At 65.8% G+C, this 24,211-nt stretch carries 23 protein-coding genes; 11 read left to right on the top strand and 12 right to left on the bottom strand.

Features of this window, described 5'->3' with window-relative positions; all coding sequences use genetic code 11:
- Positions 1-89 precede the first annotated feature (89 nt).
- From AC1RMG_RS10600 to AC1RMG_RS10585, 4 genes are all read left to right on the top strand, one after another.
- The gene (locus tag AC1RMG_RS10600) at positions 90-1,628 is read left to right on the top strand and encodes a DUF1800 domain-containing protein (protein WP_404673131.1); all 1,539 of its coding nucleotides are present in this window, start codon (positions 90-92) and stop codon (positions 1,626-1,628) included.
- A 27-nt stretch (positions 1,629-1,655) separates the two neighbouring features.
- Positions 1,656-2,843: a DUF1501 domain-containing protein gene (locus AC1RMG_RS10595; RefSeq protein WP_493169171.1), complete on the top strand. Its 1,188-nt coding sequence runs from the start codon at positions 1,656-1,658 to the stop codon at positions 2,841-2,843.
- Between the two features lie 476 nt (positions 2,844-3,319).
- Complete coding sequence (locus AC1RMG_RS10590) at positions 3,320-3,607, top strand: hypothetical protein (protein ID WP_015634499.1); 288 nt, start codon at positions 3,320-3,322, stop codon at positions 3,605-3,607.
- 218 nt (positions 3,608-3,825) lie between these two features.
- Positions 3,826-4,200, top strand: coding sequence for a hypothetical protein (locus AC1RMG_RS10585; protein ID WP_015634498.1), 375 nt, complete (start codon positions 3,826-3,828; stop codon positions 4,198-4,200).
- A gap of 58 nt (positions 4,201-4,258) precedes the next feature.
- Here AC1RMG_RS10585 and AC1RMG_RS10580 read toward each other — a convergent pair whose 3' ends face one another.
- Positions 4,259-4,795 (bottom strand): GNAT family N-acetyltransferase, encoded by a 537-nt coding sequence (locus tag AC1RMG_RS10580; protein ID WP_015634497.1) that lies wholly within the window; start codon positions 4,793-4,795, stop codon positions 4,259-4,261.
- A gap of 231 nt (positions 4,796-5,026) precedes the next feature.
- Between AC1RMG_RS10580 and AC1RMG_RS10575 the strand changes: the two genes are divergently transcribed.
- Positions 5,027-7,183, top strand: coding sequence for a TonB-dependent receptor (locus tag AC1RMG_RS10575; RefSeq protein ID WP_493169169.1), 2,157 nt, complete (start codon positions 5,027-5,029; stop codon positions 7,181-7,183).
- A 57-nt stretch (positions 7,184-7,240) separates the two neighbouring features.
- Here the strand turns inward: AC1RMG_RS10575 and AC1RMG_RS10570 are convergent, their stop codons facing one another.
- The 4 genes from AC1RMG_RS10570 to AC1RMG_RS10555 form a co-directional block, all read right to left on the bottom strand.
- A complete protein-coding gene (locus tag AC1RMG_RS10570) occupies positions 7,241-8,251 on the bottom strand; it encodes an Ldh family oxidoreductase (RefSeq protein ID WP_065364411.1) in 1,011 nt (336 codons plus the stop codon).
- 115 nt (positions 8,252-8,366) lie between these two features.
- Complete coding sequence (locus AC1RMG_RS10565) at positions 8,367-9,941, bottom strand: aldehyde dehydrogenase (NADP(+)) (RefSeq protein ID WP_493169167.1); 1,575 nt, start codon at positions 9,939-9,941, stop codon at positions 8,367-8,369.
- A 32-nt stretch (positions 9,942-9,973) separates the two neighbouring features.
- A complete protein-coding gene (locus tag AC1RMG_RS10560) occupies positions 9,974-11,545 on the bottom strand; it encodes an APC family permease (protein ID WP_015634493.1) in 1,572 nt (523 codons plus the stop codon).
- A gap of 159 nt (positions 11,546-11,704) precedes the next feature.
- Positions 11,705-12,625, bottom strand: a complete 921-nt coding sequence (locus AC1RMG_RS10555; RefSeq protein ID WP_011059755.1) for a dihydrodipicolinate synthase family protein — start codon at positions 12,623-12,625, stop codon at positions 11,705-11,707.
- A gap of 276 nt (positions 12,626-12,901) precedes the next feature.
- Between AC1RMG_RS10555 and AC1RMG_RS10550 the strand changes: the two genes are divergently transcribed.
- The 5 genes from AC1RMG_RS10550 to AC1RMG_RS10530 are packed head-to-tail and all read left to right on the top strand — an operon-like array spanning position 12,902 to position 17,304.
- Positions 12,902-13,834, top strand: coding sequence for a 4-hydroxyproline epimerase (locus AC1RMG_RS10550; protein ID WP_493169164.1), 933 nt, complete (start codon positions 12,902-12,904; stop codon positions 13,832-13,834).
- Positions 13,831-14,952, top strand: a complete 1,122-nt coding sequence (locus AC1RMG_RS10545) for an NAD(P)/FAD-dependent oxidoreductase (protein ID WP_053149521.1) — start codon at positions 13,831-13,833, stop codon at positions 14,950-14,952. Before AC1RMG_RS10550 ends, AC1RMG_RS10545 begins: the two co-directional genes overlap by 4 nt.
- Positions 14,949-15,182, top strand: coding sequence for a 2Fe-2S iron-sulfur cluster-binding protein (locus AC1RMG_RS10540; RefSeq protein WP_047284305.1), 234 nt, complete (start codon positions 14,949-14,951; stop codon positions 15,180-15,182). Before AC1RMG_RS10545 ends, AC1RMG_RS10540 begins: the two co-directional genes overlap by 4 nt.
- Entirely contained in the window at positions 15,179-16,468 is a 1,290-nt protein-coding gene (locus AC1RMG_RS10535) for an NAD(P)/FAD-dependent oxidoreductase (protein ID WP_174394854.1), read from the top strand. The genes AC1RMG_RS10540 and AC1RMG_RS10535 overlap by 4 nt, the downstream gene beginning before the upstream one ends.
- A 59-nt stretch (positions 16,469-16,527) precedes the next feature.
- Complete coding sequence (locus tag AC1RMG_RS10530; protein WP_011059750.1) at positions 16,528-17,304, top strand: AraC family transcriptional regulator; 777 nt, start codon at positions 16,528-16,530, stop codon at positions 17,302-17,304.
- A 7-nt stretch (positions 17,305-17,311) separates the two neighbouring features.
- Here AC1RMG_RS10530 and AC1RMG_RS10525 read toward each other — a convergent pair whose 3' ends face one another.
- Positions 17,312-18,085: a GNAT family N-acetyltransferase gene (locus AC1RMG_RS10525; protein WP_019096079.1), complete on the bottom strand. Its 774-nt coding sequence runs from the start codon at positions 18,083-18,085 to the stop codon at positions 17,312-17,314.
- A gap of 202 nt (positions 18,086-18,287) precedes the next feature.
- Between AC1RMG_RS10525 and AC1RMG_RS10520 the strand changes: the two genes are divergently transcribed.
- Entirely contained in the window at positions 18,288-18,698 is a 411-nt protein-coding gene (locus tag AC1RMG_RS10520; protein WP_015634485.1) for a low affinity iron permease family protein, read from the top strand.
- A 38-nt stretch (positions 18,699-18,736) separates the two neighbouring features.
- Here the strand turns inward: AC1RMG_RS10520 and AC1RMG_RS10515 are convergent, their stop codons facing one another.
- The 6 genes from AC1RMG_RS10515 to AC1RMG_RS10490 all read right to left on the bottom strand — a co-directional run bounded on the left by AC1RMG_RS10515 (position 18,737) and on the right by AC1RMG_RS10490 (position 24,205).
- Positions 18,737-19,645: an SDR family oxidoreductase gene (locus AC1RMG_RS10515; protein ID WP_011059747.1), complete on the bottom strand. Its 909-nt coding sequence runs from the start codon at positions 19,643-19,645 to the stop codon at positions 18,737-18,739.
- A 43-nt stretch (positions 19,646-19,688) separates the two neighbouring features.
- Positions 19,689-20,219, bottom strand: coding sequence for a DUF4142 domain-containing protein (locus AC1RMG_RS10510; protein WP_011059746.1), 531 nt, complete (start codon positions 20,217-20,219; stop codon positions 19,689-19,691).
- A gap of 159 nt (positions 20,220-20,378) precedes the next feature.
- Positions 20,379-21,728, bottom strand: a complete 1,350-nt coding sequence (locus AC1RMG_RS10505; RefSeq protein WP_011059745.1) for a sensor domain-containing protein — start codon at positions 21,726-21,728, stop codon at positions 20,379-20,381.
- A 104-nt stretch (positions 21,729-21,832) separates the two neighbouring features.
- Entirely contained in the window at positions 21,833-22,471 is a 639-nt protein-coding gene (locus tag AC1RMG_RS10500) for a LysE family translocator (protein ID WP_011059744.1), read from the bottom strand.
- Between the two features lie 239 nt (positions 22,472-22,710).
- Entirely contained in the window at positions 22,711-23,442 is a 732-nt protein-coding gene (locus tag AC1RMG_RS10495; RefSeq protein ID WP_493169161.1) for a PA3715 family protein, read from the bottom strand.
- A gap of 25 nt (positions 23,443-23,467) precedes the next feature.
- Positions 23,468-24,205: a PA3715 family protein gene (locus AC1RMG_RS10490; protein ID WP_053149500.1), complete on the bottom strand. Its 738-nt coding sequence runs from the start codon at positions 24,203-24,205 to the stop codon at positions 23,468-23,470.
- Between the last annotated feature and the right edge of the window lie 6 nt (positions 24,206-24,211).

The following is a 24,211-nucleotide window of genomic DNA, read 5'->3' as shown; positions in this document are numbered from 1 at the left end:
CGGGACAGGCTTCACGCCCTGCCCTGAACCTGGCGACGGACGGCGAAAATCCCCATCGGCCGCGACCTCTCACTTCGGACCAACCGCCCATGCCAAGGCTTTCCCCGTTGCCCCGCTGCCTGTACCTGTCGACTGCCCTGGCTGTGCTGCTGCCAATCCTGGCCCACGCCGCACAACCTCAAGCGCCCAGTGCCGCCGACATCGCATGGCTGCGGCGTGACGGCTTCGACCTGGACGCGGCGCAACTCCAGCGCCTGCGCACCCTGGGGCGCAATGAGCTGCTGAGGGCGCAACTGGACGATCGCCTGCACGATCCGTTGCCACCGGCCATCGACACCCTGCTGCGCAGTTATCCGGCCCTGAACGATTCGCCCCGCTCCCTGCTGGAGGAGTTCCGGCAGCGCCAGGAACAGATCAAGGCAATGCCCGAGGGCGAAGCGCGCAACCAGGCGCAAAAAGACCTGCGCCAGTACGCCGCCCAACTGGCTGAACAGACCCAGTCCAGTGTGCTGTTGCAAGCTGTCTACGGCCCCAACCAGCTCAAGGAACAACTGGTGCTGTTCTGGCTCAACCATTTCAGCGTGTTCCAGGGCAAGGGCAGGGTGCGGCTGCTGACCGCCGACTACCTTGAAAACACCCTCCGCCCCCACGCCCTGGGCAAGTTCAAGGACCTGCTGCTGGCCACCCTGCAAAGCCCGGCCATGCTCGAATACCTGGACAACAGCAGCAACGCCAGGGGCAAGGTCAACGAGAACTACGCCCGTGAACTGATGGAACTGCACAGCCTGGGCGTCGACGCCGGCTACAGCCAGGAAGACGTGCAACAGCTGGCGCTGATCCTCACCGGAGCCGGGCTGGCGCCCTTGGACGGTCGCGAGCAGCGCTTTCCCCGCAACCTGCAGCCCCTGGTGGTGCAACAGGGCCTGTTCCAGTTCAACCCCAAACGTCACGACTTCAGCGACAAGCACCTGCTGGGCCATACCATCAAGGGCAGCGGGTATGACGAGATCACCCAGGCCGTAGACCTCATCACCCGGCAACCGGCCTGCGCGCGGTTCATCTCGCGCAAGCTGGCCCAGTACTTCGTCGCGGACGAGCCGCCGCCGGCGCTGGTGGCGCGCATGGCCAAGAGCTTCAGTGACAGCGATGGCGACATCGCCCAGGTCATGGCCACCCTGATGCAATCGCCGGAGCTGCTGCACACGGCCGGCAGGAAATTCAAGGACCCGCAACAGTTCGTGGTCTCGGCGCTGCGCCTGACCTATGACGGCAAGCCCCTGGCCAACCCGCGACCACTGCTCAACTGGCTGAATCAGATGGGCCAGCCGCTGTTCGGGCGCATCACTCCCGACGGCTGGCCGCTGGTAGCCAGTGGCTGGTCGAGTTCCGGGCAGATGGCCAGGCGCTTTGAAATCGCCCGGGCCATGGGCTCGGGCAACAACCGGCTGTTCACCGCCGAGGGTAGCCAGGTCCCGGGGCCGGGGTTTCCCATGATCACCACGCCGATGTATTACCAGGCGATCGCCCCCTACCTCTCCAGCACCACCCGCAACGCCCTGGAGCAGGCCGTTTCCCCCCAGGAATGGAACACCTTCCTGCTGTCTTCGCCGGATTTCAACAATCGCTGAGAGCGCCCCACCTGACCAGGAGCCGTCATGAATCGTCGCCAATTGTTGATCGCAGCCGCCGCCCTGCCCAGCCTGACGTTTTGTGCCCGGCTGTTCGCCGCACCGGCCTCGACGCCGCGCACCCTGCTGGTGTTCCTGCGCGGCGGCTATGACTGCAACAACCTGCTGGTGCCCTACAGCAGCGACTTCTACTACGAGTCGCGCCCGACCCTCGCGATAGCCCGGCCCGAGGGGCACAACCCGCAGAGCGCCATCGCCCTGGACAGCCACTGGGGCCTGAACCCGGTGCTGCGCGATTCGCTGTACCCGCTGTGGCAGCGCCAGGAACTCGCCTTCGTGCCCTTTGCCGGCACCGACGACCTGTCCCGCAGCCACTTCCAGACCCAGGACACAATCGAGGCCGGCCAGCCGAGCCAGCAGCACCGGCGCTACGACTCGGGGTTCCTCGCACGCTTGGCGCGGCAGGTGCCCGACAGCGCGCCTATCGCCTTTACCGACGCCCTGCCCCTGAGCTTCCAGGGCGGCCAGGAGATTCCCAACCTGTCCTTGCGCAGCGCCGGCAAGACGCCCTTCGATGAGCGCCAGGCAGCGATTCTGGCCGCCATGTACCAGCACACGCCCTATGCCGCCGCGGCCAGCGATGGACTGGCCCTGCGCCAGAAGGTCTCCCGGGAGCTGCAGCAAGAGATGCTCGCAGCCAATCGCGGGGCCGCCAATGCACAGAGCTTCGCCGCCCAGACCCGGCGCATGGCCGGCCTGATGCGCGAGCAGTATCGCCTGGGCTTCGTCGATGTCGGCGGCTGGGATACCCACGTCAACCAGGGCAGCACCCAGGGCCAGCTGGCCAGCAACCTGGCCAACCTCGGGCAAGGGCTGGCGGCCTATGCCGAGGCCATGGGCGAGCACTGGAAGGACAGCCTGGTGGTCGTGGTCTCCGAATTCGGCCGGACCTTTCGCGAGAACGGCGCCCGGGGCACCGACCACGGCCATGGCACGGTGTACTGGGTGTTGGGCGGCAGCATTCGCGGCGGGCGCCTGGCCGGCGAGCAAGTGACGGTGAACGCGCAAAGCCTGCTGCAGAACCGCGACTACCCGGTGCTCAACAACTACCGGGATCTGCTCGGCGGCCTACTGGGCGCTACCTGGGGGCTTTCCAGCGCTCAGGTACAGGCGGTGTTCCCCGGTTCCCGGCCCGCGACCCTGGGCCTGGTCTGATGCCGTTGCTGAAACGCCCGGATGCAGGCAAAAAAAGAGCGATCCCAGGGTCTGTACGAAAACTCGCCGAGCAAAGATCAGGCAAGGCAAAAACAGGCGAGGAAGCGGAGTTTAGGAACCTAAATGAGCATTCCGAGCCTGTTTTTAACGCAGTCTGATCGAAGCGCAGGTAGTTTTCGTACAGAGCCCACGATCGCTCTGCGGTTCGCAAACGGATGCACCGGGCCATTCGCCCCGGCAGACTCTTGGCAACCTGCCGTGAATCCGCTTGAAACCATTTGCCCCCTGTCACCGCCCGGCTCCTGCCAGGCGTGCCGATATTTTTACCAGTGCGCAACTGTCTGCTTGCTGAACCTGAAGCCAATCCCGCCATCGATGCTGTCCCCCCTCCTGCCCGAGCGCTTGCCAAGCCGGGGAAAAACCTGAAGCATTCGCAGCCCGCGCCCCTGGCGCCCCCCCACGGAAGGAGCCGTGCCTTGAAAACACTGCTGTTGCTGCTCTCCCTCATCCTGCTGATGGTGCTCAACCTCGGTTACTACACCGAGCTTGAAGAGGCTGAAACCCATACCCGCTGGTTTATCAAGACATCCCCGACCCTGCGCCTGGAATTCTTCAACATCCACGCCAATGACGGCGACTACCGGCGCGTGGAAAAGCTCACCGATGAACAGCGCCAGATGATCATCGACTATTGCAAATACCGCCTGGGCATCGACACCCAGGTCACCACCCAGGCCGATGTGGAGCGTTGCGCCAAGCTCTAGGGCCGCCCTGCCCCCCCTCTCTCCCAGCCTCCGACCAGGGCTACGACCGCGCTAAACAGCCCTGATGCGGTGCTCATTGGCCCCTGGGTACCGGAGCACCTGCGCCCGACACGGCTCCCAAAGTGCTATGGTGGCCGGCTGCCCTGCGTGCCAGGGCTCACTGGAGGAGCAATACGCTGAGCGCGTGGTCGCCACCTTGAGGAGGTCACTGAAGAGATATGTGTAACGCAAAAGATATCTACACCGCGGGTTGGGTCCTGGTGGTCATGGCCGGGCTGGTGTCCCTGGCGATCCAGGTCTACCTGGGCTATTTCAGGCTTGATGACATGGTCAAGCACCTGTCGCGCTGCCGGGTCATTGCCATCCGCATGCCGCTCCTGGGCAAGGACCCCCTTAGCCGTTTCTTCATGCTGCTGTGCATCGGCGCACTGTTCGCCATGCCCCACCTGTTCCTGCGCAACGGCGGCCTGAACGTGAAGGACTACAGGAAATTCCCCCTGGGCCTGAAGTGGCTGATCAATCTGTTCCAGTTCGCGGCCCTGGTGGCCGTCATTGCCTTCCTGGTGCTGTGGTGGGTCAGCCGCCACCTCTGACGGCAGGCATGGACCATACGGGGCGCCGCCAACGGCGCCCCACGCTTGCCCCCCCGCCTCAGCCAGCCGACCGTTGCTGGCAAAAATCCTCACGGGTCATTGCAAAGAAGCGGCAGGGCAAGCCTTCGAAATCGGCATTGTGGGTGAAGCGAAAACCGACCTTGCGCGCCACCGCCAACGACGCCTCGTTGTCGACATGGGCATCGGCGACTATGCGCTGCACCGCCGGGTCGGCAAACGCATGCTCGACGATCCGCCGCGCGGCCTCGCTGGCAAAACCCCGCCCCCAGGCCCGCCGCACCAGGCGCCAGCCCATTTCCAGCTCGGGCCCCACAGCATCGAAGGGAATGAAGGAAACCCAGCCCAGCAGCTCATCCGGCGCGTCCTTGGCGAAGATCGCCCAATACCCGCAGCGCGGGCCGAAATCCTGGGTCATGCGCCCCTGTAAAAAGTCCCTGTGCCACTGCCCGCCATCCCAGGTCCCGGGGATGAAGCGCGTGACTTCGGGATCCTGATCCATACCCAGGCACGCCTGGAAGTGCTCAAGGGTACGGGGGCGCAGCAACAGGCGGGCGGTTTCGAAATGCAGGTTCATCCGTGAGCTTCCTGAAAGGGGGCGCTCATGAAACCGCAACGCCGGAAAAAAAAGAACCCTCCGGTTCAGCAACAGGCCACGGCCCCTTGGTAGCGGTCCTGAGGAGGGGCCGGCTATCGCGCATACAACGACGCATACACTTTTCGACATGATTGTTCAGATAGTTCTGATTGAATGACATAAATTCGCATATGAGAATCGCTTCCAAATAAAACGGAGGCTTTATCTGAAATGTCCAGTCCTGCCCGCCCACACCCATGGAAGTTGTGGTCCACATCCCTCGGTTTGATGGCCCTTAGCGAAGCCAGCCTCGGCGCCACCGAGCAATCCACCGAACGCCCATCCGACACGGCATCCGTCACCCTCGGCACCACCCACGTCAAGGGCGAACACAAGCCGGGATACAAGCGCGAAACATCGGATTCGGTGAAGTTCACCGCACCGCTGCGCGAAACCCCGAAGTCGGTGACCATCATCACCGAATCCCTGATGCAGGAGCGTGCGGTGTCGACCCTGGCCGATGCCCTGCGCACCACGCCGGGAATCACCTTCGGCGCGGGCGAAGGCGGCACGCCGCTGGGCGACCGGCCCTTCATCCGTGGTTTCGAAGCCAGCACCGACATCATGATCGACGGCATTCGCGATGTCGGGCGCATGACCCACGAAGCCTTCAACGTCGAGCAGATCGAGATCGTCAAGGGCCCGGGCTCGGCCTACGCGGGGCGCGGTTCCACCGGCGGCACCATCAACCTGGTCAGCAAAGTGCCGCAGCAGGAAACCTTCGCCGCCGGCAGCCTGACCCTGGGCACCGATCAACTGCGCCGCACCACCGTCGACCTCAACCAGTACCTGCCCGAACAGAACATGGCGCTGCGCCTGAACGCCATGAAGCATGAAGCCGATACCCCCGGGCGCGACGATGTGGAAGTCACCCGCTGGGGCCTGGCGCCGAGCTTTTCCTTCGGCCTGAACACCGATACCCGCGGCACCCTCAGCTACTACCACATGCAGAGCGACGACATTCCCGACCAGGGTGTTCCGGTATCGGCCATCAGCGGCAAGCCGGTCAAGGTCGACCGGGACAATTTCTACGGCTTCAGCAAACGCGACTTCCGCAAGACCTCGGCCGACCTGTTCACCCTGCAACTGGAGCACGACTTCAATGACCAGCTGACCCTGCGCAACACCACACGCCAGGGGCGCAGCATGCAGGACTACATCATGAGCCGGCCGATTGCGACACCGGCCCAGGAGCGCAACAACCTCGCACAACGCACCGCTCGCCCACGTAACGTGATCAATACCTCGCTGATCAACCAGACCGATATTTTCGGCAAGTTCGACACTGGCTCCATCGGCCACAACTACAGCGCCGGCCTGGAATTCTCCCGGGAACGGATCGACGAGAAAAACCGCTATGGCAGCGCGGGCAGCGCCGACCTCGGTGACCTGAACCACCCTAACCCCAAGGATCCCTTCACCCCGGTGCCACGCGGCGATGGCCAGCATCGCGTCACCAAGCACAACAACCGCGCCCTGTACGTGATGGACACCATGGCCCTGCATGAACAATGGGACCTGAACCTGGGGGCGCGCTTCGACAACTACCACGTGCGAGATGGTGTGCAGAGCAACCGCAGCAACCTCTGGACCTACCAGAGCGGCATCGTCTTCAAGCCCCTGCCGTACGGCAGCATCTACCTGTCCTACGGCACTTCGTTCAACCCATCGGGGGAAACCGCCGGGCAATCCGGGGGGGCCGACGGCGCCGCGGGCGGGCGGTTGAGCAACCTGGATCCGGAAAAGAGCCGCAGCATCGAGCTGGGCACCAAGTGGGACCTGCTGAACGAACGCCTGTCCCTGACCGCGGCCCTGTTCAAGACCGAGAAGACCAACGCCCGGACCTACGACCCGATCAGCAACGAGGTCACGCTGGACGGCGACGTCGAGGTGAAGGGGTTTGAAGTGGGAGCCACCGGCCATCTCACCGAGCAGTGGGAAGTGATGGCGGGCTACACCTACCTGGATGCCAAGACGGTCAAGTATGCGTCCGGAAAAAACACCAACTTCGATGGCAACCAGGCCAAGTTCATCGCCCCCAACAGCGGCTCGGTCTGGACCACCTACGCCCTCACCGACCGCTGGAAGGTCGGCGGCGGCGCCAACTATGTGGACAAGCGCTATACCAACGATGAAAACACCCGCAGCCTCGATTCCTACTGGCGCTACGACGCCATGCTCGCCTACCGGGTGAACAAGAACCTGGACCTGCAACTCAACGTGCTCAACCTCACCGACGAGACTTACTACGACGCCTCCCACGTGGGGATGTTCGCCACCGTCGCGCCGGGGCGCTCCGCCGAGCTGGCGGCCAACGTACGCTTCTGATGCCGTAAAGCCGGCTCCTGCACTCATCCGCAGGAGCCGTCTGCCGGTGAACAGGCCTCAGAGCAACCCGCGAATATCCTCCAGCAGCCCTCGGGGAATCTGCACTCCGTGCTCCAGGCTGCGGGCCCGGGCCGCAAAACGCCGCTGTGACGGCAGCCGTGCGCCCTGTCGGGCAATCGCCGCGAACAACCCTTCCGCCCGTTCCAGCCCCTGCGCATAGCCCTCCCCCAAAAACACCCTGGGATCGAACGCCAGCACCAGTTCCCCATGGCAGGGCGTAGCCCCCACGCCTCCATCGAAGGCCATGGACTCGGCACTGGTCAGGTCGCCGATCAGGGCACCGGCCAGCAACTCGATCATCGCCGCCAGGGCCGAACCCTTGTGCCCGCCGAACGTCTGCATGGCGCCCTGCAACGCCGCCTTCGCATCAGTGGTGGGCTGGCCATCGGCGTCGATGGCCCAGTGCTCGGGAATCGGCTTGCCCTGGCGCGCATGCAGTTCGATATCCCCCCGGGCAATGGCACTGGTGGCGAAGTCAAAGACAAAAGGCTGGCCCCCCGGGCGCGGCCAGGCAAAGGCCAGGGGGTTGGTGCCGAACACCGGATGACGCCCGCCCGCCGGGGCCACCCAGCTATGGCTGGGGTTCATCGCCATCCCCACAAGGCCGTAGTCGGCAATCGCCTCGACCTCCGGCCACAGCGCGGAAAAGTGGAAGCAGCGCTTGATCACCATGGCGGCGATGCCCTGGCTGCGGGCCTTTTCCGCAAGGATCGGCAAACCGGTATGAAAACCCAGCAGGGAGTAGCCGTAATGGGCATCCACCTCCAGCACCCCGGGAGAAACATGCCGCAGGCTGGGTTCGGCCCGGGGGTCTATCCGGCCCTCGCGCACCGAACGTACGCAGCCCAGCAGACGATACACCCCATGGGAATGGCACTCGTCACGCTGGCCCTGGGTGATGACTTCGGCGATCGCCCGGGCATGGGCGTCGGACAGGCCGTGGCGAGTGAGGACCTGATAGGACAGGGCACAGACTTCATCCAGTGACAGGGTGATGTATTCAGACATGCAGGAACCTCTATGGCAGGTGGGGAACGCTCCTGTGGGAGAGTTTGCGGATAGGTAAAGCAAGAAGGATGAGCAGGCGCGCCGGCACTCCCGAGGAGAGCAGGCGCGCCTCGGGTCAGCCCGGGCCCTGGCCGTCGAGCAGCTGCGGCACCTGCAATGGATTGGCGCTGTGCAGTTCAGCCGGCAACAGCGACTCGGGCAGGTCCTGGTAGGACACCGGGCGCAGGAAGCGCTGGATCGCCAGGCTGCCCACGGAAGTGCTGCGGCTGTCGGAAGTGGCCGGGAACGGCCCGCCATGGACCATGGCATGGGCCACTTCGACACCGGTGCCGAAACCGTTGGCCAGCAGGCGCCCGGCCTTGCTCTCCAGCAGCGGCAGCAGCGCCCGCACCTGCGGCTGATCGCCCTCGCCCAGGTGAATGGCAATGGTCAGCTGGCCCTCCAGGCTGCGCAGTACCTGTTGAAGGACAGTCAAGTCGGCGCAGCGGACAATCAGCGAGGCCGGGCCAAAGATCTCCCCGCGCAACTCGGGGCACGCCATGAACGCCGCGGCCGAGGTGGCGAACAATGCCCCGCACGCCTGCTGGCCCTGCCCTTCCGGGCCCTGGGCCAGGAGCTGCACCCGGGCATGCGCCGCGAGGCTGGCCACGCCTTGGCAGTAGCTGCGGTAAATGCCCGGCGTGAGCATGGTCTGCGCCGCCACGTGGCCGAGGGCCTCGGCGGCGGCCCGCTCAAAACGCTGCAACGCCGGCCCATCGACGGCCAGGATCAACCCCGGGTTGGTGCAGAACTGCCCGGCGCCCTGGGTCAGCGAGGCGACAAACGCCGGGGCGATCTGCTCGCCGCGCTCCTCAAGGGCATGGGGCAACAGCAGCACCGGATTGATCGAACTCATTTCCGCATACACCGGGATCGGCTCGGCGCGCGCTGCGGCGATCTGCATCAGGGCCATCCCGCCACTGCGCGAGCCGGTGAAACCCACGGCCTTGATCCGCGAGTCCGCCACCAGCCCCTGGCCGATATCCCGGCCACTGTCGAACAACAGTGAAAACACCCCTTCGGGCATTCCCTGCTGCCGTGCCGCCCGGGCGATGGCCTGGGCCACCAGCTCCGAGGTGCCGGGGTGGGCCGAGTGCGCCTTGACGATCACCGGGCAGCCCGCCGCCAGGGCCGATGCGGTATCGCCGCCGGCCACGGAAAAGGCCAAAGGAAAGTTCGACGCACCGAACACCGCCACCGGCCCCAGACTAATCTGCCGCAAGCGCAGGTCGACCCTGGGCAAAGGCTGGCGCCCGGGCTGCGCCGGGTCGATCCGCACCCCAAGAAACCCGCCCTTGCGCACCACCGCGGCAAACAGCCGCAACTGGCCAACGGTGCGCCCGCGCTCGCCTTCCAGGCGGGCACGGGGCAGGCCGGTTTCCAGCAGGCAACGCTCGATCAGTTCATCCCCCAGCTCAATAATCTGGCTGGCGATACTCTCCAGAAACGCCGCCCGCCGCTCCAGCGGCAACAGCCGATAAGGCTCGAACGCCGCCTGGGCCAGGGCACAGGCACGCTCCAGGTCGGCCGGTGCGGCCCCGCCAAAAGCCGGTTGCAGCACCTCGCCGGTGGCCGCGTTCAGCCCATGGATATGCCCGTGGGTGCCTAAGCTGGCTTGCTGGCCGATCAGCATCTGTCCAGTAACAGTCATGGTTTGCCTCGTCTGCTTGAAAGTGGGCACCCTCATTCCACCTCATCGCCGTCCAGCACCAGCTTGGCGCCGGGCACGCCGGTGTTGGCGCCCCAGTAGTAGATACACAGGGCCATGAGGGTGACGGTCAGGGTGTCGAAGGGGTGAGCCAGGGCGCCGATGCCGCCGAAGCTGCCCAGGTAGGAAATGACGATGGTCAGGGCATAGAACGCGATCAGCCACAGGGACGAACGCACCTGTTCGCCAAGGCTCAAGTGATCGGTGGGCACCAGGCGCTTGCACAACAGGTAGATCACGAACATCAGGATCTGCAGCCCCAGCAGCCAGGACACCGTGCCCCAGCCCGACCAGTAGACGATCAGCGCCGCGATCACGAAGGACACCGGCCCCAGCAGGGCAAAACCACGCACGCGGAACGGCCGCGCCAACTCCGGCGCGCTCTTGCGCAAGGCCGCGACACTGATGGGCGCCACTGCATAGCTCAGTACCAGGGCTGCCGAGACCACATTGATCAGGGCTTCCCAGGAAGGGAACGGCAAGGTCCAGAACACCGACAGGCCGAAGGTCAGCCACAGCGCCGGACGCGGAATGCCGGACTCTTCGTCGATGCGGGTGAAGATCTTGAAAAAGGTCCCGGTGCGGGCCCAGCCGTAGACCACCCGCGGCGTGGCGTTCATGTAGATGTTGCCGCAGCCGCTGGGGGAGATCACCGCGTCGGCCACCACCAGGTAGGCGAGCCAGCCGACCCCGAGCGTCAGGGCGATATCGCGGTACGGCAGAGAGAACTCCTTGCTGATGCCACTCCAGCCGTTAGCCAGCATTTCCGTGGGAATACTGCCCAGGAACGCCAGTTGCAGCAGGCCGTAGATCAGGGTCGAGAGCAGCACCGAAAGGATCAGGGCAATGGGAATGGTGCGCTGCGGATTGCGCACTTCGCTGGCCACGGAAATGATCGGGGTCAGCCCCAGGTAGGCAAAGATGATGCCCCCCGCCGAGACCGCCATCTCGATCCCCGAGAGACCGAACGGCGCAAAGCCCTGGACATGGAAGTTATCGGGCTTGAAGAAGGTGAACAGCACCCCGATCACCAGCAGCGGCACGATGAACTTGAACAGGCTGATGAAGTTGTTGGATTTGGCGAAGGTCTTGACGCTGTAGTAGTTGAGCCAGAAGAACAGGCACAACAGGGCGAACTGCACCAGCCAGCCGATGATCGTCGGGTTGCTCGAGCCCTCGTGGGTCAGCGCCGGGAACCAGGCCGCGGCGTACTGCCGGGCCGCCACCACTTCAATCGCCACCAGGCTGGAAAAGGCGATCAGGGTGATGAACCCCATCAGGTAGCCCAGCAGCGGCCCGTGGGAAAACACCGGATAGCGCACTACCCCGCCGGCCCGGGGCAGGGCTGCCCCCAGCTCGCAGTAGACGATGCCCAGCAGCAGTACGGCAAAGCCGCCCAGCAGCCAGGAAAAGATCCCCGCCGGCCCGGCAATCGCCGAAACGTGGCTGGCAGCGAACAGCCAGCCGGAACCGAAAATCGCACCCAGACCGATAAAGGTCAGGTCCACCAGAGAGAGTTGTTTCTTGAATTTGCCTTTGCCTGACATGGGGCTGCGCCTGTTTTGGATTATTGGAATGGGCAGATGGAATGTCACGTCGGCGGGGCCGTCCGACGCTTGCAGCACTGCACCCGGGCTGTGCCTTGTGGCTGCCCGGAGCTGTTGTTTGGAAGCGGGCGCCCTTCACCCTGGGCGCCCGTGAACGCCTTACAAGCCGACGTTGGGCAGGCTCGGGCGCGTGGCCAGGGCCTTGGCGACAATCGCCTTGACCTCGGCCAGGGTCTCGCCTTGCAGTGGCAAGCGCGGCGGCCGGGTAATGGACGAACCACGCCCTACCAGTTCCTCGCAGAGCTTGATGCACTGCACCAGGTCCGGACGGGCATCCAGGTGCAGCAGCGGCATGAACCAGCGGTACAGGGCCAGGGCTTCCTCGAAGCGCTTTTCCTTGGCCAGGCGGAACAGCGTCTCGCCCTCCTTGGGGAAGGCCACGGACATCCCGGAGACCCAGCCCTCGGCGCCCACCGCAACGCTTTCCACCACCACGTCATCGAGCCCGGCGAACAGCACGAAGCGGTCGCCGACGGCATTGCGCAGGTCGATGAAGCGCCGGGTATCGCCGGAGGAATCCTTGAAGCAGACGATGTTCTCGCAGTCCTGCAGGGCGATCAGTACGTCGGGGGTGACGTCGTTCTTGTAGATGGGCGGGTTGTTGTAGACCATCACCGGCAGGTCGGTGCCGGTGGCCACTGCGCGAAAATGCGCGGCGGTCTCATGGGGCTTGGCCGAGTACACCAGGGCGGGCATCACCATCACCCCGTCGGCCCCGGCCCTGGCGGCCTCGCGCACGGTGTTGCGGGCAAACTCGGTGGTGAATTCGGCCACCCCGGCAATCACCGGCACCCGGCCGCCGGCGGCGTCCTTGGCCACTTCGATCACCGCGAGTTTTTCCGCGGTGGTCAACGAGGTGTTCTCCCCCACGGTGCCGCACACCACCAGCCCCGAGACGCCATCGTCCACCAGGCTGCGCATGACCTTGTGGGTGGCTTGCAGGTTCAGGGAAAAATCGGCGTTGAACTGGGTGGTCACTGCGGGGAACACACCGCTCCACTGGATGGCTTTACGGCTCATGGTCTTGTCCTTGTATGAGGTCGGCCGGGCCGACAGGCGTTGGATACGAAATCCAGAGTCGCCTTTTATCCCCGTCGCAGCTTGAGACTTTTCACCCCCGAAGGAGACGAAATCGGCACACTTGCCCGGCGCTCGCGGCTCACCGGCGCGTTCCTCGCACACCGCCTCTACAGCCGAACGGACTGTGCCGATTTCGTCATCCACGACAGCGAAAACCCACAAGCGGCAGCGCCCCCGCCAAGGCCACTCTGTAGCTCTTTGCCCTCAGGTGCCCTCATGAAAAAAATAACCGTGATCGACTCCCACACCGGGGGTGAACCCACCCGCCTGGTCATCGACGGCTTTCCCGACCTGGGCCGTGGCTCCATGGCCGAACGCTTGCAGATCCTGGAGCGCGAGCACGACCAGTGGCGCCGGGCCTGCGTCCTCGAACCCAGGGGCAGCGACGTGCTGGTGGGGGCCCTGCTGTGCCAGCCGCAGGCCAGCGACGCCTGTGCCGGAGTGATCTTCTTCAACAACAGCGGCTACCTGGGCATGTGCGGCCACGGCACCATTGGCCTGGTGCGCTCGCTGTATCACCTGGGGCGCATCGACCAGGGCGTGCACCGTATCGAAACCCCGGTGGGCACCGTCGAGGCCACCCTGCACGAGGACCTGTCGGTGAGCGTGCGCAACGTCCCCGCCTACCGCTACCGCACCCAGGTGATGCTGCAACTGCCCGGCCACGGCAAGGTGCACGGCGACATCGCCTGGGGCGGCAACTGGTTCTTCCTGATCAGCGACCACGGCCAGCGCATTGCCCTGGACAATGTCGAAGCCCTGACCCACTACACCCGGGACGTGCGCCAGGCCCTCGAAGCCGCCGGCATCACCGGCGCCGAGGGCGGGGTCATCGACCACATCGAACTGTTCGCCGACGACCCGCAAGCCGACAGCCGCAACTTCGTGCTCTGCCCCGGCAAGGCCTACGACCGTTCGCCCTGCGGCACCGGCACCAGCGCCAAGCTGGCGTGCCTGGCGGCGGACGGCAAGCTCGCCCCGGGCCAGGCCTGGCGCCAGGCCAGTGTCATCGGCAGCCAGTTCAGCGCCCACTATGAGAAGGCCGGCGAGCAACTGATTCCGATCCTTCGCGGCAGTGCCCACATCAGCGCCGAAGCCACTCTGCTGCTGGACGACAGCGATCCGTTCGCCTGGGGCATCGGCTCGTGACGCCGGTGGCCGAGGCCGAAGTGATAGTGGTGGGCGCCGGCATCATCGGTGCCGCCTGCGCCCATGAGCTGGCCCGGCGCGGCCTGCGGGTGCAGGTGCTCGACGATGGTCGGGGCGGTGCCACCGGGGCCGGCATGGGCCATCTGGTGGTGATGGACGACAACCCGGCGGAACTGGCCTTGAGTCACTACTCCCTGGGCCTCTGGCGGCAGTTGCGCGAACGCCTGCCCGAGGCCTGCGCCTACCGGAACTGCGGCACCTTGTGGCTGGCCGCCGACCACCACGAGAGGGACCTGGCGCGGGCCAAGCAGCAGGCCCTGGCCGACCACGGCATCAGCGGCGAGCTGCTGGACAGCACCCGGCTGGCGAGCCTGGAACCGATGTTGCGCAAAGGCCTGGCCGGTGCGCTGAAGATCCCCGGCGACGCGATCCTCTACGCCCCGGCCACTGCCCACTGGCTGCTCGGCAACGCTTCGCTGATCAGGCGCCAGGCAGCCCGGGTGCGCAGCGTCGCCGGGGACCAGGTGGAGCTCGCCGACGGTCGCGTGCTGAGGGCACAACGGGTGCTGCTGGCCAACGGCTTCGCTGCCCGGGAACTGTTGCCGGCTCTGCCCCTGCGCCCGAAGAAGGGCCATCTGCTGATCAGCGACCGCTACCCGCAACAGGTCGGCCACCAACTGGTGGAGCTGGGTTACGCCGCCAGCGCCCACGCCAGCCACGGCACCTCGGTGGCGTTCAATGTCCAGCCGCGGCCCACCGGCCAGTTGCTGATCGGCTCGTCCCGACAGTTCGACACCCTCGATCCGGCCATCGACCCCAGCGTACTGGCGCCCATGCTGCGGCGTGCCGTGGACTACCTGCCGGCGCTCGCCGAGCTCAACGGCATCCGCGCCTGGACCGGCTTTCGCGCCGCCACGCCGGATGGCCTGCCGATCCTCGGCGAACACCCGCGGCAACCGGGCCTGTGGCTGGCGGTCGGGCATGAAGGCCTGGGAGTCACCACCGCCCCCGGCAGCGCGCGACTGCTGGTGGACCTGATGCTGGGCGAATGCCCGGCGCTCGACCCGCGCCCCTATCTGCCCGGGCGCTTCGCCGCCCTGACTGGAGACTTGCCATGATCATCTACCTGGACCAGCAGGCCCTGCAGGTGGCCGACGGCCTCAGCGTGGCCGCCGCCGTGGCCGGCAGCGCCGACCCGCGCACCCGCACCTCCTGCGGTGGCCAGCCGCGGACCGTGTTCTGCGGCATGGGCATCTGCCAGGAATGCCGGATGACCATCGATGGCCGCCGCCAGCTGGCCTGCCAGACCCTGTGCCGGAACGGCATGCAGGTGGAGCGCAGCCAATGACCGCCCGCCACCTGCAGTGTCAGATCCTCATCGTCGGCAGCGGCCCGGCGGGGCTGGCCGCCGCCCAGGCCGCCAGCCGCAGCGCCAGCTCGATCCTGATCGTCGATGACAACCCGCGCCCCGGCGGCCAGATCTGGCGCCACGGCCCCCAGCATCCGCCCAGCGCCGCCCAGGCCGAGCACTTCAAGGTGCTGCAGCACCCGGCGGTGCGCTACCTCAGTGCCACCCGCATCATCTCGACCCTGGGCACCCACAGCCTGTTGCTCGAAGATGCGCGGCAGGCCTGGCACGTGGAATTCGAACAACTGATCCTGTGCTGTGGCGCCCAGGAACTGCTGCTGCCCTTCCCCGGCTGGACCCTGCCCGGGGTGACCGGGGCCGGCGGCCTGCAAGCGCTGCTCAAGAACGGCCTGGCGGTGGCAGGAAAGACCCTGGTGATCGCCGGCAGCGGTCCCTTGCTGCTGGCCAGCGCCGCCACCGCGCGCCGCGCCGGCGGCCGGGTGGTGCGGGTGCTGGAACAGGCCCCGGCGGCCTCGCTGCTGGGTTTTGCCGCCCAGTTGTGGCGCTGGCCGAACAAGCTGGCCCAGGCCCTGAGCCTGGCCACCCCGAGCTATCGCTGCAACGCCCACGTGGTCGAGGCGCTGGGCGAGCAGCACCTGCAGGCCGTGCGCATCCGCCAGGGCCGGCGCACCCTGGAAATCCCCTGCGACTACCTGGCCTGCGGCTTCGGCCTGGTGCCCAATGTGCGCCTGGCCAACCACCTGGGCTGCCGCCTGGAACAGGGCGCCATCGCGGTCGATCAGCAACAGCGCAGCAGCCTGCCCCAGGTCCTGGCCGCCGGCGAGTGCACGGGCATCGGTGGCAGCGAACTGGCGCTGATCGAAGGCCGGATCGCCGGCTGTGTGGCCAGCGGGCAGGCAGACCGGGCCGCCGAACTGATCCAGCAGCGCCGTCACTGGCAGCATTTTGCCGAGCGCCTGCTGCGGCATTTCGAGCTGCAGCCGCAGGTCCTGCAACTGGCCCGAGCTGATACTCTGCTGTGCCGGTGCGAGGATGTGCCCTACGCCGCCGTGGCCGCAGCCCCCGACTGGGCCCAGGCCAAGCTGCAGAGCCGCTGCGGCATGGGCGCCTGCCAGGGCCGGGTCTGTGCCAGCGCGGCCCACCGCCTGTTCGGCTGGGCGCCCACCCCGCCACGGGCACCCCTGGTGCCGGCGCGGATCGCCACGCTGCTGCTCGACAGCCAGCAGGCACGCCCCGGCGCCGACAATGCAACCGGCGGCCCGTGAACCCCTTGGCTTTATCGACCCAGATCCATCCCCCAAGCCCCCATAGAGAGAGGCAGACGATGATCGATGGCGCACAGCTGCACCACTTGCCCCGGGCCATCGCCGCCCATGCACCCCGGGACCTCAATGGCCTGCTGGCCAACATGGCGCCGATCACCCCGCTGCTGGACTGCATCCCCAGCGCGGTGTTCTTCATCAAGGACCTGCAGGCCCGCTACCGAGTGGCGAACCTGACCCTGGCCCAGCGCTGCGGTTTCAAGAATGTGCGGCCCCTGCTGGGCAAGACCTCCGCCGAAGTCTTCCCGGCGGTGCTCGGCCCGGTCTACACCGAGCAGGACCAGCGCGTGCTGCGCCAGGGCATCACCATCAAGGGCCAGCTGGAACTGCATCTGTATGGCAGCCGCGAGCCCGGCTGGTGCCTGACCCACAAACTGCCGCTGTACGGGCGTGACGGGCAGATCATCGGCATGGCCGGGATCTCCCTGGACCTGCAGGCCGCCCATGACACCCATCCGGCCTATGAACGCCTGGCAGCGGTGGACCGGCATATCCGCGAGCACTACAGCGAGGCCATCCGCCTGGACGACCTGACCCGCATCGCCAGCCTGTCCACTGCCCAGCTGGAGCGCTACTGCAAGCGCATCTTCCACCTCACGCCACGGCAGATGATCCACAAGGTCCGCCTGGAACACGCTTCGCAGTTGCTGCTCACCGAAGAACCCATCACCGAGGTGGCGCTGCAATGCGGCTACACCGACCACAGCGCCTTCAGCCGCCAGTTCAAGGCCCTGACCGGGCTCAGCCCGCGCCAGTTCCGGCAGAACGCTGCCCGCTAGGGCGGGCTCATTCCTGGCAGAAGGTGCGGTAGTCGAACAGCGGTTCGAAGCCGGCCTTGCGGTAGATCGACAGGCCATCGAGGGAGGCTTCCAGCACGCAGGTCCTGGCGCCCCTGGCCCGGGCGAACGCCAGCACCGCTTGAATCAGCGCCGTGGCATAGCCCTGGCCCTGGCAATCCTGCACGGTGCCGATGTCATCCAGGCGCGCCAGCCCCGGCAGCAGCGAGAGAGTCAGGGCACTCACCGGGCGCTCCTCGACATACAGGGTGAAATGGCTCAGGGCCCGGCCCGCCGACAGCGCCGCCCGATGCCGGGCCAGGTACTGCTCGATCCCCCCCTCGCCGGACTCGAATGCACTCTGCACGGGCTGCGCCCAATCCTCCAGGCGCAGGTCGCTACAGCGCACCTGGGCCTGCGCCGCAAGCGCTTGCCGGGGCTCATGGCGCGTCAGATCGAGCACCATGCAGGTGGTCTTGTCCGCCGCCAGCAGATGCTGCTGGTGCAATTGCCCGCTGACCCGGGGCACCAGCGCCTCGGGCACCACCACACAGAACGGCATGCCCGTGCGCTGCAGGAACGCCACGCCTTCGGCCAACGCCCCCGGCTCGTCGACGGCGCAGACATTCATCATCAACAGGTTCAGGCTGCTGGCTTCGACCCCGGTGCAATAGGCACTCAGGCCACTGCCGAAACGTCGATAGAACTGGGAGATGGAAACGAAGAAATAGTCTTGCGCCTGGTGATACAGGTCGATGACCGAAGCACCGGTACTGGCCGACATAAGCTGCCTCCTTGAGCGTCGTGGCGCCCCATGGGGCACCTGGCCCGGGCCACGTTAAGCCCAGCGCCCCGACAGCTCCAGCACAATCCTGTTTTATTGTGCGAAGGAGTGTTGTGAGGTGTAAGCGGGCACTGGAAAAAAGCACTTTCACCAGAGCCCTGCTGTCACAGCTTCAGACACCTCCCCCATAAGGAACACGGTCATGAAGTTCTCGAAGATTTCGCAAACGCTGTCGATGTGGGCCGGCAGCCCGAAAACCTTTCTCGGCGCGCTGTTGCTGATTCTGATCTGGGGGCTCAGCGGGCCGGTGTTTCACTTCAACGACACCTGGCAGTTGATCATCAATACCTCCACCACCATCATCACCTTCCTCATGGTGTTCCTGATCCAGAACACCCAGAACCGCGACAACGACATTCTGCACTTGAAGATCGACGAGCTGCTGCGGGCCACCAAGGCGGCCCACAACGCCATGCTCAACCTGGACGGGCTGGACCTCAAGCAGCTGGAGCAGATGCGCCGCGAATACCGCGAGATCGGCCAGGGCGGCGATTCCGAGCTGTCCGTCAGCACCTCCAGCCAGCAGGACAAGACCGATCTCAATCAGTGTTGAGATCGGCTCGGCGAAGGCTGGCCCCTGCGCCGATCATCCTAGGGCAGAGGGTTGCCGCCGGTGACCCCGAACACTTCGCCGGTGATGTAGCTCGATTCCTGTGACGCCAGTAGCACGTACAGGGGGGCGCATTCGGCCGGCTGCCCCGGACGCTTCATGGGGGTTTGCAGGCCGAACTGCGGGATCTTTTCCCGAGGCTGGCCACCACTGGGTTGCAGTACGGTCCAGATCGGCCCCGGCGCCACGGCGTTGACCCGGATCCCCCGCCCGATCACCTGTTTGGCCAGGGCCTTGGTGAAAGCCACGATCGCTGCCTTGGTGGTGGCGTAATCCAGGAGGCTGGCCGAAGGCTGGTAGGACTGGATCGACGCGGTGTTGATCACCGTGGCGCCAGCCGGCATCAGCGGCAAGGCCGCCTGACAGATCCAGAACAAGGCATACACGTTGGTCTTCAAGGTGGCGTCGAACTGAGCGGTGCTGATGTCGGCGATGTCCTCCTGCGCCACCTGCTTGCCGGCCACGTTGACCAGGATGTCCAGCCCACCCAGTTGCTCATGGGCCCGGCGCACCAGGTCGCGGCAGAAACGTTCGTCGCTGATATCGCCGGGAAGCGCAACGGCCTTGCGCCCGGCGGCCTTGATCAGCTCTATCACCTGGCGGGCGTCACGCTCCTCCTCGGGCAGGTAGTTGATGGCAACGTCCGCGCCTTCACGGGCATAGGCAATGGCCGCCGCGCGGCCGATACCCGAATCGCCGCCGGTGATCAGGGCCTTGCGCCCCAGCAACCGGCCAAAACCGTGATAGCTGTGCTCGCCGTGGTCGGGACGGGGAATCATGTCCTGGTCGATGCCCGGCGCCGTTTGCGGCTGGTCGGGAAATTCCGGCTGGGGGTACTGGGTCAGGGGATCCTGCATCGCGTACTGATTGGATACGGGTTGAGTCGACATGGTGCTCTCCAACTAAAGGGCAAGGATGGGGCAACGGCGGGGCTCAACCGTCCAGCCGGTCGGACCGGCGCCCGGCCTGCAGGGCCTTGGCCATCTGCAGGTGGTTTTCCAGCTTGGGCAGGGTCTCTTCGGCAAATGCCTTGAGCTCCGGCACCTCGCTGGTCTGCGCCTGCTGCTGGATCTGCTCGATGGCTTCTTCGGTGGCCTTGACCTGGCTGGCGGCGTAGGCGCGGTCGAAGTCCTCGCCCTCGGCCTCAGGTACGCGGGGCATCAGGCGCTTGGCCTGGTCCATCACCTGTTCCCGGGGGGCGACCGGCAAGTCCAGCTGCTTGGCGATCTTGGCCAGGTGCTGGTTGGCGGTGGTGCGGTCGTTGATCACCTGGATGGTGTATTCCTTGACCGCCTTGGATGAGGTCTGCTGGTGGGCCAGGCGGCTGGCTTCGATATCGGCCATGCCCTTGGCCGAGGCGTCGTCGATGAAATCCGCGGGGGACTGGGCCAGGGCGCTGGTGGCGCCAAGGCCCAGGAGCAGTGCCAGTCCGGCACCGCGCATGACTGTGGCCATGGGGTTCATGAGGTGGCTCTCCGCTTGCAAATTGATCTGCCGGAAGCCATGGCTCCCGTCTGCATAGGGAAAGGTGGGGGGCGCAAAGGTTTAGAAAAACCCTCGCTTGCACGACGAACGGTGAACCCCGGCACGGCCGGGCCAGGGCTTCATCCGGTGCTTGCCGGCTCAGGCGTTGGAGCGGCTTTTCTGTGCCCGCTTGACCGCGTACATGGCTTCGTCGGCGTGCTTGAACAGCTGCTTTTCCTCCAGGCCATGCTCGGGATACAGGCCGATGCCGATGCTCGGCAGGATGTTCAACGAGTGGCCGTCCAGGCGCAGCGGCTCGCCCAGCGTCCGCCGGATCTTCTCCGCTACCCGCTGGGCATCCTCGCTGTGCTGCACGCTCTCCAGCAGGATCACGAACTCGTCGCCGCCGATCCGCGCCACGGTGTCGGTTTCCCGCACGCAGCCCTTGAGCCGGTTGGCCACCGCTTGCAGCAGCATGTCCCCCACCGCGTGCCCGCAGGTGTCGTTGACCTCCTTGAACTTGTCCAGGTCGACATACAGCAGGGCCATGCGCCCCGACTCGCGCCGGGCCCGGGCCAGGGCCGAACGCAGGCGCTCGCGCAGCAGTTCGCGGTTGGGCAGGTGAGTCAATTGATCGTATTCGGCCATGTAGTGCAGGCGTGCATGCAGCTGCTTGCGTTCGATGGCCGCGGCCAGCTGCGCACTGACGTACTGCAAGAGTTCCTGGTCCTGTTCGCTGTAGCTTTCGGTGCCCGGGGCGCTCTTGACCATCAGCACGCCGATGGTGCCCTTTTGCGAATTCAGCGGTACGCCCAGCCAGCAGCGCGAACCCTGGATAGCCGCGAACTCGCTCCAGAGCACCCGGTTCACCGGGCACTCCGGCGCCAGCAGCAAGGGCTGGCCGCATTGCAGCACCTCGACGCAGAAGCGTTCGATCAAGGTGCCCGGCAGTTCCGGGCTGCCTTCGCAGTCATCGACGTGATAGGGAAAACTCAGGCTGGCGCTGCGCTCGTCGTAGAGCGCCAGGGAACAGTTCAGCGCCGGCAGCCATTCGCCGATGATCCGATGCACATGCCGGAACAGCACCAGCAGGTCTTCGGTGGCATGGGCCGCCTCGGAAATCGCGTACAGCGCCGCCTGCCGGGATTCCGCCTGCTTGCGCTCGGTGATGTCGCGGGCCACGGCGATGCGCAACTGGTCCACTTCCGACCAGCGCGCCGACCAGAGAATATGCGCCACCCGCCCGTCCTTGCGCACGTAGCGGTTCTCGAAATTCGGCTTGGGCACCCCGCCCATGATTTCCCGGGCGGCCTGCAAGGTACGTTCACGATCGGCCGGGTGCACCAGCTCGATCATCGGGCGGCCGATCAGCTCGTCGGCGGTGTAGCCGAAGACCCGCTCACAGGCGGCGCTGACGAACACGAAGCGACCCTCGACATCCACGGCGCACACGGCGTCCAGGAGCAGGTCGATGAAACTGGCCAGAGGCGCGGAGTTCTTGGTTGCCATCAGAGAAAGCTACTACCCATGAAAAATGCACTGAGTACCCATCCCTTGAGCCCGGTCGCAGGCCGAAGCCTGCAACTGCACACCGTCGCAACCCGCGCGGCGCGTCACGCCTTGTTGCCGACCAACCCTGGCACTGCGTGCAGCAGGGCATTGATCGCGAAACCGATGAACATCACCCCGCAGACCCGGGTGATCGCCAGCTCGTGGCGCTGGTACCAATTGCGTACCTTACGCGCGCCGACGATGCCGATGAGGATAGCGTATGCGCCAAGGCCGCCAAGGAAACTCAGGGCAATCAGCCCCGGCAGCATCGACCAGGTCAACAGCTCCGCGCGGCTGGAGAGCAGCGCGGTGAAGGTTGCCACCGCCACCGGATAAGCCTTGGGATTGGTCAGGCCGAACAGGATCCCGTGCCAGAACGGGTTGCGCGCCGGGCCCTGGGGTTCATCGCCATCGCGCGGTTTACTGCGGATGGCCCGCAGGCCGAGCCAGAACAGGTACAGGCCGCTGAGCACGCCGAGGATATTGAACGCATCGCTGCCGATCTCCCGGGCCCCGACAATGGCGATCAGCGCCGTGCTGCACCAGACCACGTCGCCCAGCATGTGCCCGCAGAGAAAACCGGCCCCCGCCTGCCGCCCGCGGGCCGCGCCGATGCCGAACACCGCCAGCACTCCGGGCCCGGGGGTGATCGCATAAATGAAACCCGAGGCGATAACGGCCAGCAACAGCGATGAGGTCATCAGCAAGACTCCAGGACGATGCGCCTGACAAAAACGCCAGGCACAGGGGGAATGTGGCGGATTCTGCACGATCAAGGCACCTTGCCACCAGCCGCTTTCGTCAGCTGCCCCTGTGGAACAGTCTCTCAATCGGCGGAGTAAAAGCGCATTCCCGGGTAAGGATGATCGCGCCAGGCCAGCAATCGCGAGGCCAGATCGCTGACGGCCAGGCTCAGGTGGTTGAGCCCCTTGTGCATGGTTCACGCTCCCGTCAAGGTTTTCGCCAAGGGGTAGCGCTGGCCGTCGTAGTGCAAGGTGACACGGCTGTCCCTGGGCGCCAGGTCGCGGCTCTCGCAACCGGCCGCCCCCTTGAAATGCTCGGTGTCGACGATTCGCGTACGCACCAGCAGGTCGGCATGGCCGTTGCGCTGGCCGTTGCCCAGTTCCAGGGTCCGGTGCAGGGTCCGGCTGCGCCCGACACACTCACCGCCCCGGCCGAGCTCAGCGCGGCGCTCATCCACCACCAGCCCTTCGAGCCTAGGCGGAAGGCCCTTGCCATCACGTACGAACAGGGTCAGCACGGTTTTCTCATGGGGGTGGGTGCTTGAGGCGCGGCGGTAGGTGGCCCGCAGGCCAAAGGCCCGCTCCTCTTCGCTCAACTGGTAACGCCCGGTATCGATCTGCAACCCCTGCAAGGCCAAGCCATCGGAACGCCGGGCCAGGTCCTTGTTGTAGCTGGCCACGGCCCAGCCGCTGTCGTCGAGCAGCAGCGCCACATCCAGGTTGTAGCGAGGTACCTTGGCGTTTTCGGCCCCTTGCACCGGCGTTGCTCGAACCCCGATGTTGATGCCGTCTTCCGCCGGCCAGGGTTTGCAGACATGGAGTTCTCCCGGGGAATTGGGGTTGTTGTCGCACTCGGCCAGCGCCATCGTCGCCACGCCCAGCAACGCGCACAGCACCAGCCCGCGGGTCGATTGTTCAAGCAGGTTCATCAAGCTTCCTTATCGATCGCCGGTATCAGATGCCACTGAAGCCATTGGGCAGGACGTAGCGTTGGCCATCGTAGTGCAGGGTGCTGACCACCGGTTTGGCGGCCACGGAGGTGGACTGGCATTCTTCCCCGACTTTTTTGCTCTGGGTACTGACGCTGACCGAACGCACGATCAGGTCGGCGTAACCGTGGCTGCGGGTCTTGGCGATATCCAGGGTGCGCGTGGTTTTAGTGCCCTCGCCGGCGCACTGGCCATCCCATTCGCCGTTGTAGGAATGGGCCACGAACTTCTCCAGCACCGGGCGCAGGGTACTGCCCTCGCGCACGTAGAGGCTGAGCCAGGTCTGATTGAAGGGGTTGACCCTGGAGGAACCCTCGAACGCGGCCCGGACCCCGAACGCTCGAACCTGAGGCGTCAGTTGGAAGCGCCCGGTATCGAGCTTCACGCTCTCCAGGCGAAAGGCGTCGGAGACAAAGGCGGCAGGCTGCTCATAGCTGGCCAGGGCCTGTCCGCTGCTGCGGTCCAGCACTGCCAGTTGCAGGTTGTAGGTGCCGTCATCGGTGCCGGTGTCGCTGGGGTCCGGAACCTGCTCGGACAGCAGGCTGATGCTCTGGTCGGCAAAGGCCGGCCAGTCCTTGCACAGGGAAAAGCCCGGGACTTCGGCATTGCGTGGCGGCGGCAGGCACTGGGCGGCGGCGGATGTGGCACCGGCCAGCAGGGCCAGGCTGCCCAGAAGCGGGGCCAGGGAAGAGCAACGGATCATTCACGA

The organism is Pseudomonas sp. GW822-FHT04H02 (assembly GCF_058800645.1).
This window is presented reverse-complemented; position numbering and strand designations above follow the sequence as displayed.

Excerpts from the sequence above, each read along its gene's own strand:
- AC1RMG_RS10495 (WP_493169161.1), bottom strand. The coding sequence starts at position 23,442 with ATGAACCTGCTTGAACAATCGACCCGCGGGCTGGTGCTGTGCGCGTTG.
- AC1RMG_RS10535 (WP_174394854.1), top strand. The coding sequence starts at position 15,179 with ATGACCGCCCGCCACCTGCAGTGTCAGATCCTCATCGTCGGCAGCGGC.
- AC1RMG_RS10525 (WP_019096079.1), bottom strand. The coding sequence starts at position 18,085 with ATGTCGGCCAGTACCGGTGCTTCGGTCATCGACCTGTATCACCAGGCG.
- AC1RMG_RS10500 (WP_011059744.1), bottom strand. The coding sequence starts at position 22,471 with ATGACCTCATCGCTGTTGCTGGCCGTTATCGCCTCGGGTTTCATTTAT.
- AC1RMG_RS10520 (WP_015634485.1), top strand. The coding sequence starts at position 18,288 with ATGAAGTTCTCGAAGATTTCGCAAACGCTGTCGATGTGGGCCGGCAGC.
- AC1RMG_RS10515 (WP_011059747.1), bottom strand. The coding sequence starts at position 19,645 with ATGTCGACTCAACCCGTATCCAATCAGTACGCGATGCAGGATCCCCTG.
- AC1RMG_RS10570 (WP_065364411.1), bottom strand. The coding sequence starts at position 8,251 with ATGTCTGAATACATCACCCTGTCACTGGATGAAGTCTGTGCCCTGTCC.
- AC1RMG_RS10510 (WP_011059746.1), bottom strand. The coding sequence starts at position 20,219 with ATGAACCCCATGGCCACAGTCATGCGCGGTGCCGGACTGGCACTGCTC.
- AC1RMG_RS10560 (WP_015634493.1), bottom strand. The coding sequence starts at position 11,545 with ATGTCAGGCAAAGGCAAATTCAAGAAACAACTCTCTCTGGTGGACCTG.
- AC1RMG_RS10575 (WP_493169169.1), top strand. The coding sequence starts at position 5,027 with ATGTCCAGTCCTGCCCGCCCACACCCATGGAAGTTGTGGTCCACATCC.
- AC1RMG_RS10595 (WP_493169171.1), top strand. The coding sequence starts at position 1,656 with ATGAATCGTCGCCAATTGTTGATCGCAGCCGCCGCCCTGCCCAGCCTG.
- AC1RMG_RS10585 (WP_015634498.1), top strand. The coding sequence starts at position 3,826 with ATGTGTAACGCAAAAGATATCTACACCGCGGGTTGGGTCCTGGTGGTC.
- AC1RMG_RS10555 (WP_011059755.1), bottom strand. The coding sequence starts at position 12,625 with ATGAGCCGTAAAGCCATCCAGTGGAGCGGTGTGTTCCCCGCAGTGACC.
- AC1RMG_RS10580 (WP_015634497.1), bottom strand. The coding sequence starts at position 4,795 with ATGAACCTGCATTTCGAAACCGCCCGCCTGTTGCTGCGCCCCCGTACC.
- AC1RMG_RS10505 (WP_011059745.1), bottom strand. The coding sequence starts at position 21,728 with ATGGCAACCAAGAACTCCGCGCCTCTGGCCAGTTTCATCGACCTGCTC.
- AC1RMG_RS10540 (WP_047284305.1), top strand. The coding sequence starts at position 14,949 with ATGATCATCTACCTGGACCAGCAGGCCCTGCAGGTGGCCGACGGCCTC.
- AC1RMG_RS10530 (WP_011059750.1), top strand. The coding sequence starts at position 16,528 with ATGATCGATGGCGCACAGCTGCACCACTTGCCCCGGGCCATCGCCGCC.
- AC1RMG_RS10550 (WP_493169164.1), top strand. The coding sequence starts at position 12,902 with ATGAAAAAAATAACCGTGATCGACTCCCACACCGGGGGTGAACCCACC.
- AC1RMG_RS10565 (WP_493169167.1), bottom strand. The coding sequence starts at position 9,941 with ATGACTGTTACTGGACAGATGCTGATCGGCCAGCAAGCCAGCTTAGGC.
- AC1RMG_RS10490 (WP_053149500.1), bottom strand. The coding sequence starts at position 24,205 with ATGATCCGTTGCTCTTCCCTGGCCCCGCTTCTGGGCAGCCTGGCCCTG.
- AC1RMG_RS10600 (WP_404673131.1), top strand. The coding sequence starts at position 90 with ATGCCAAGGCTTTCCCCGTTGCCCCGCTGCCTGTACCTGTCGACTGCC.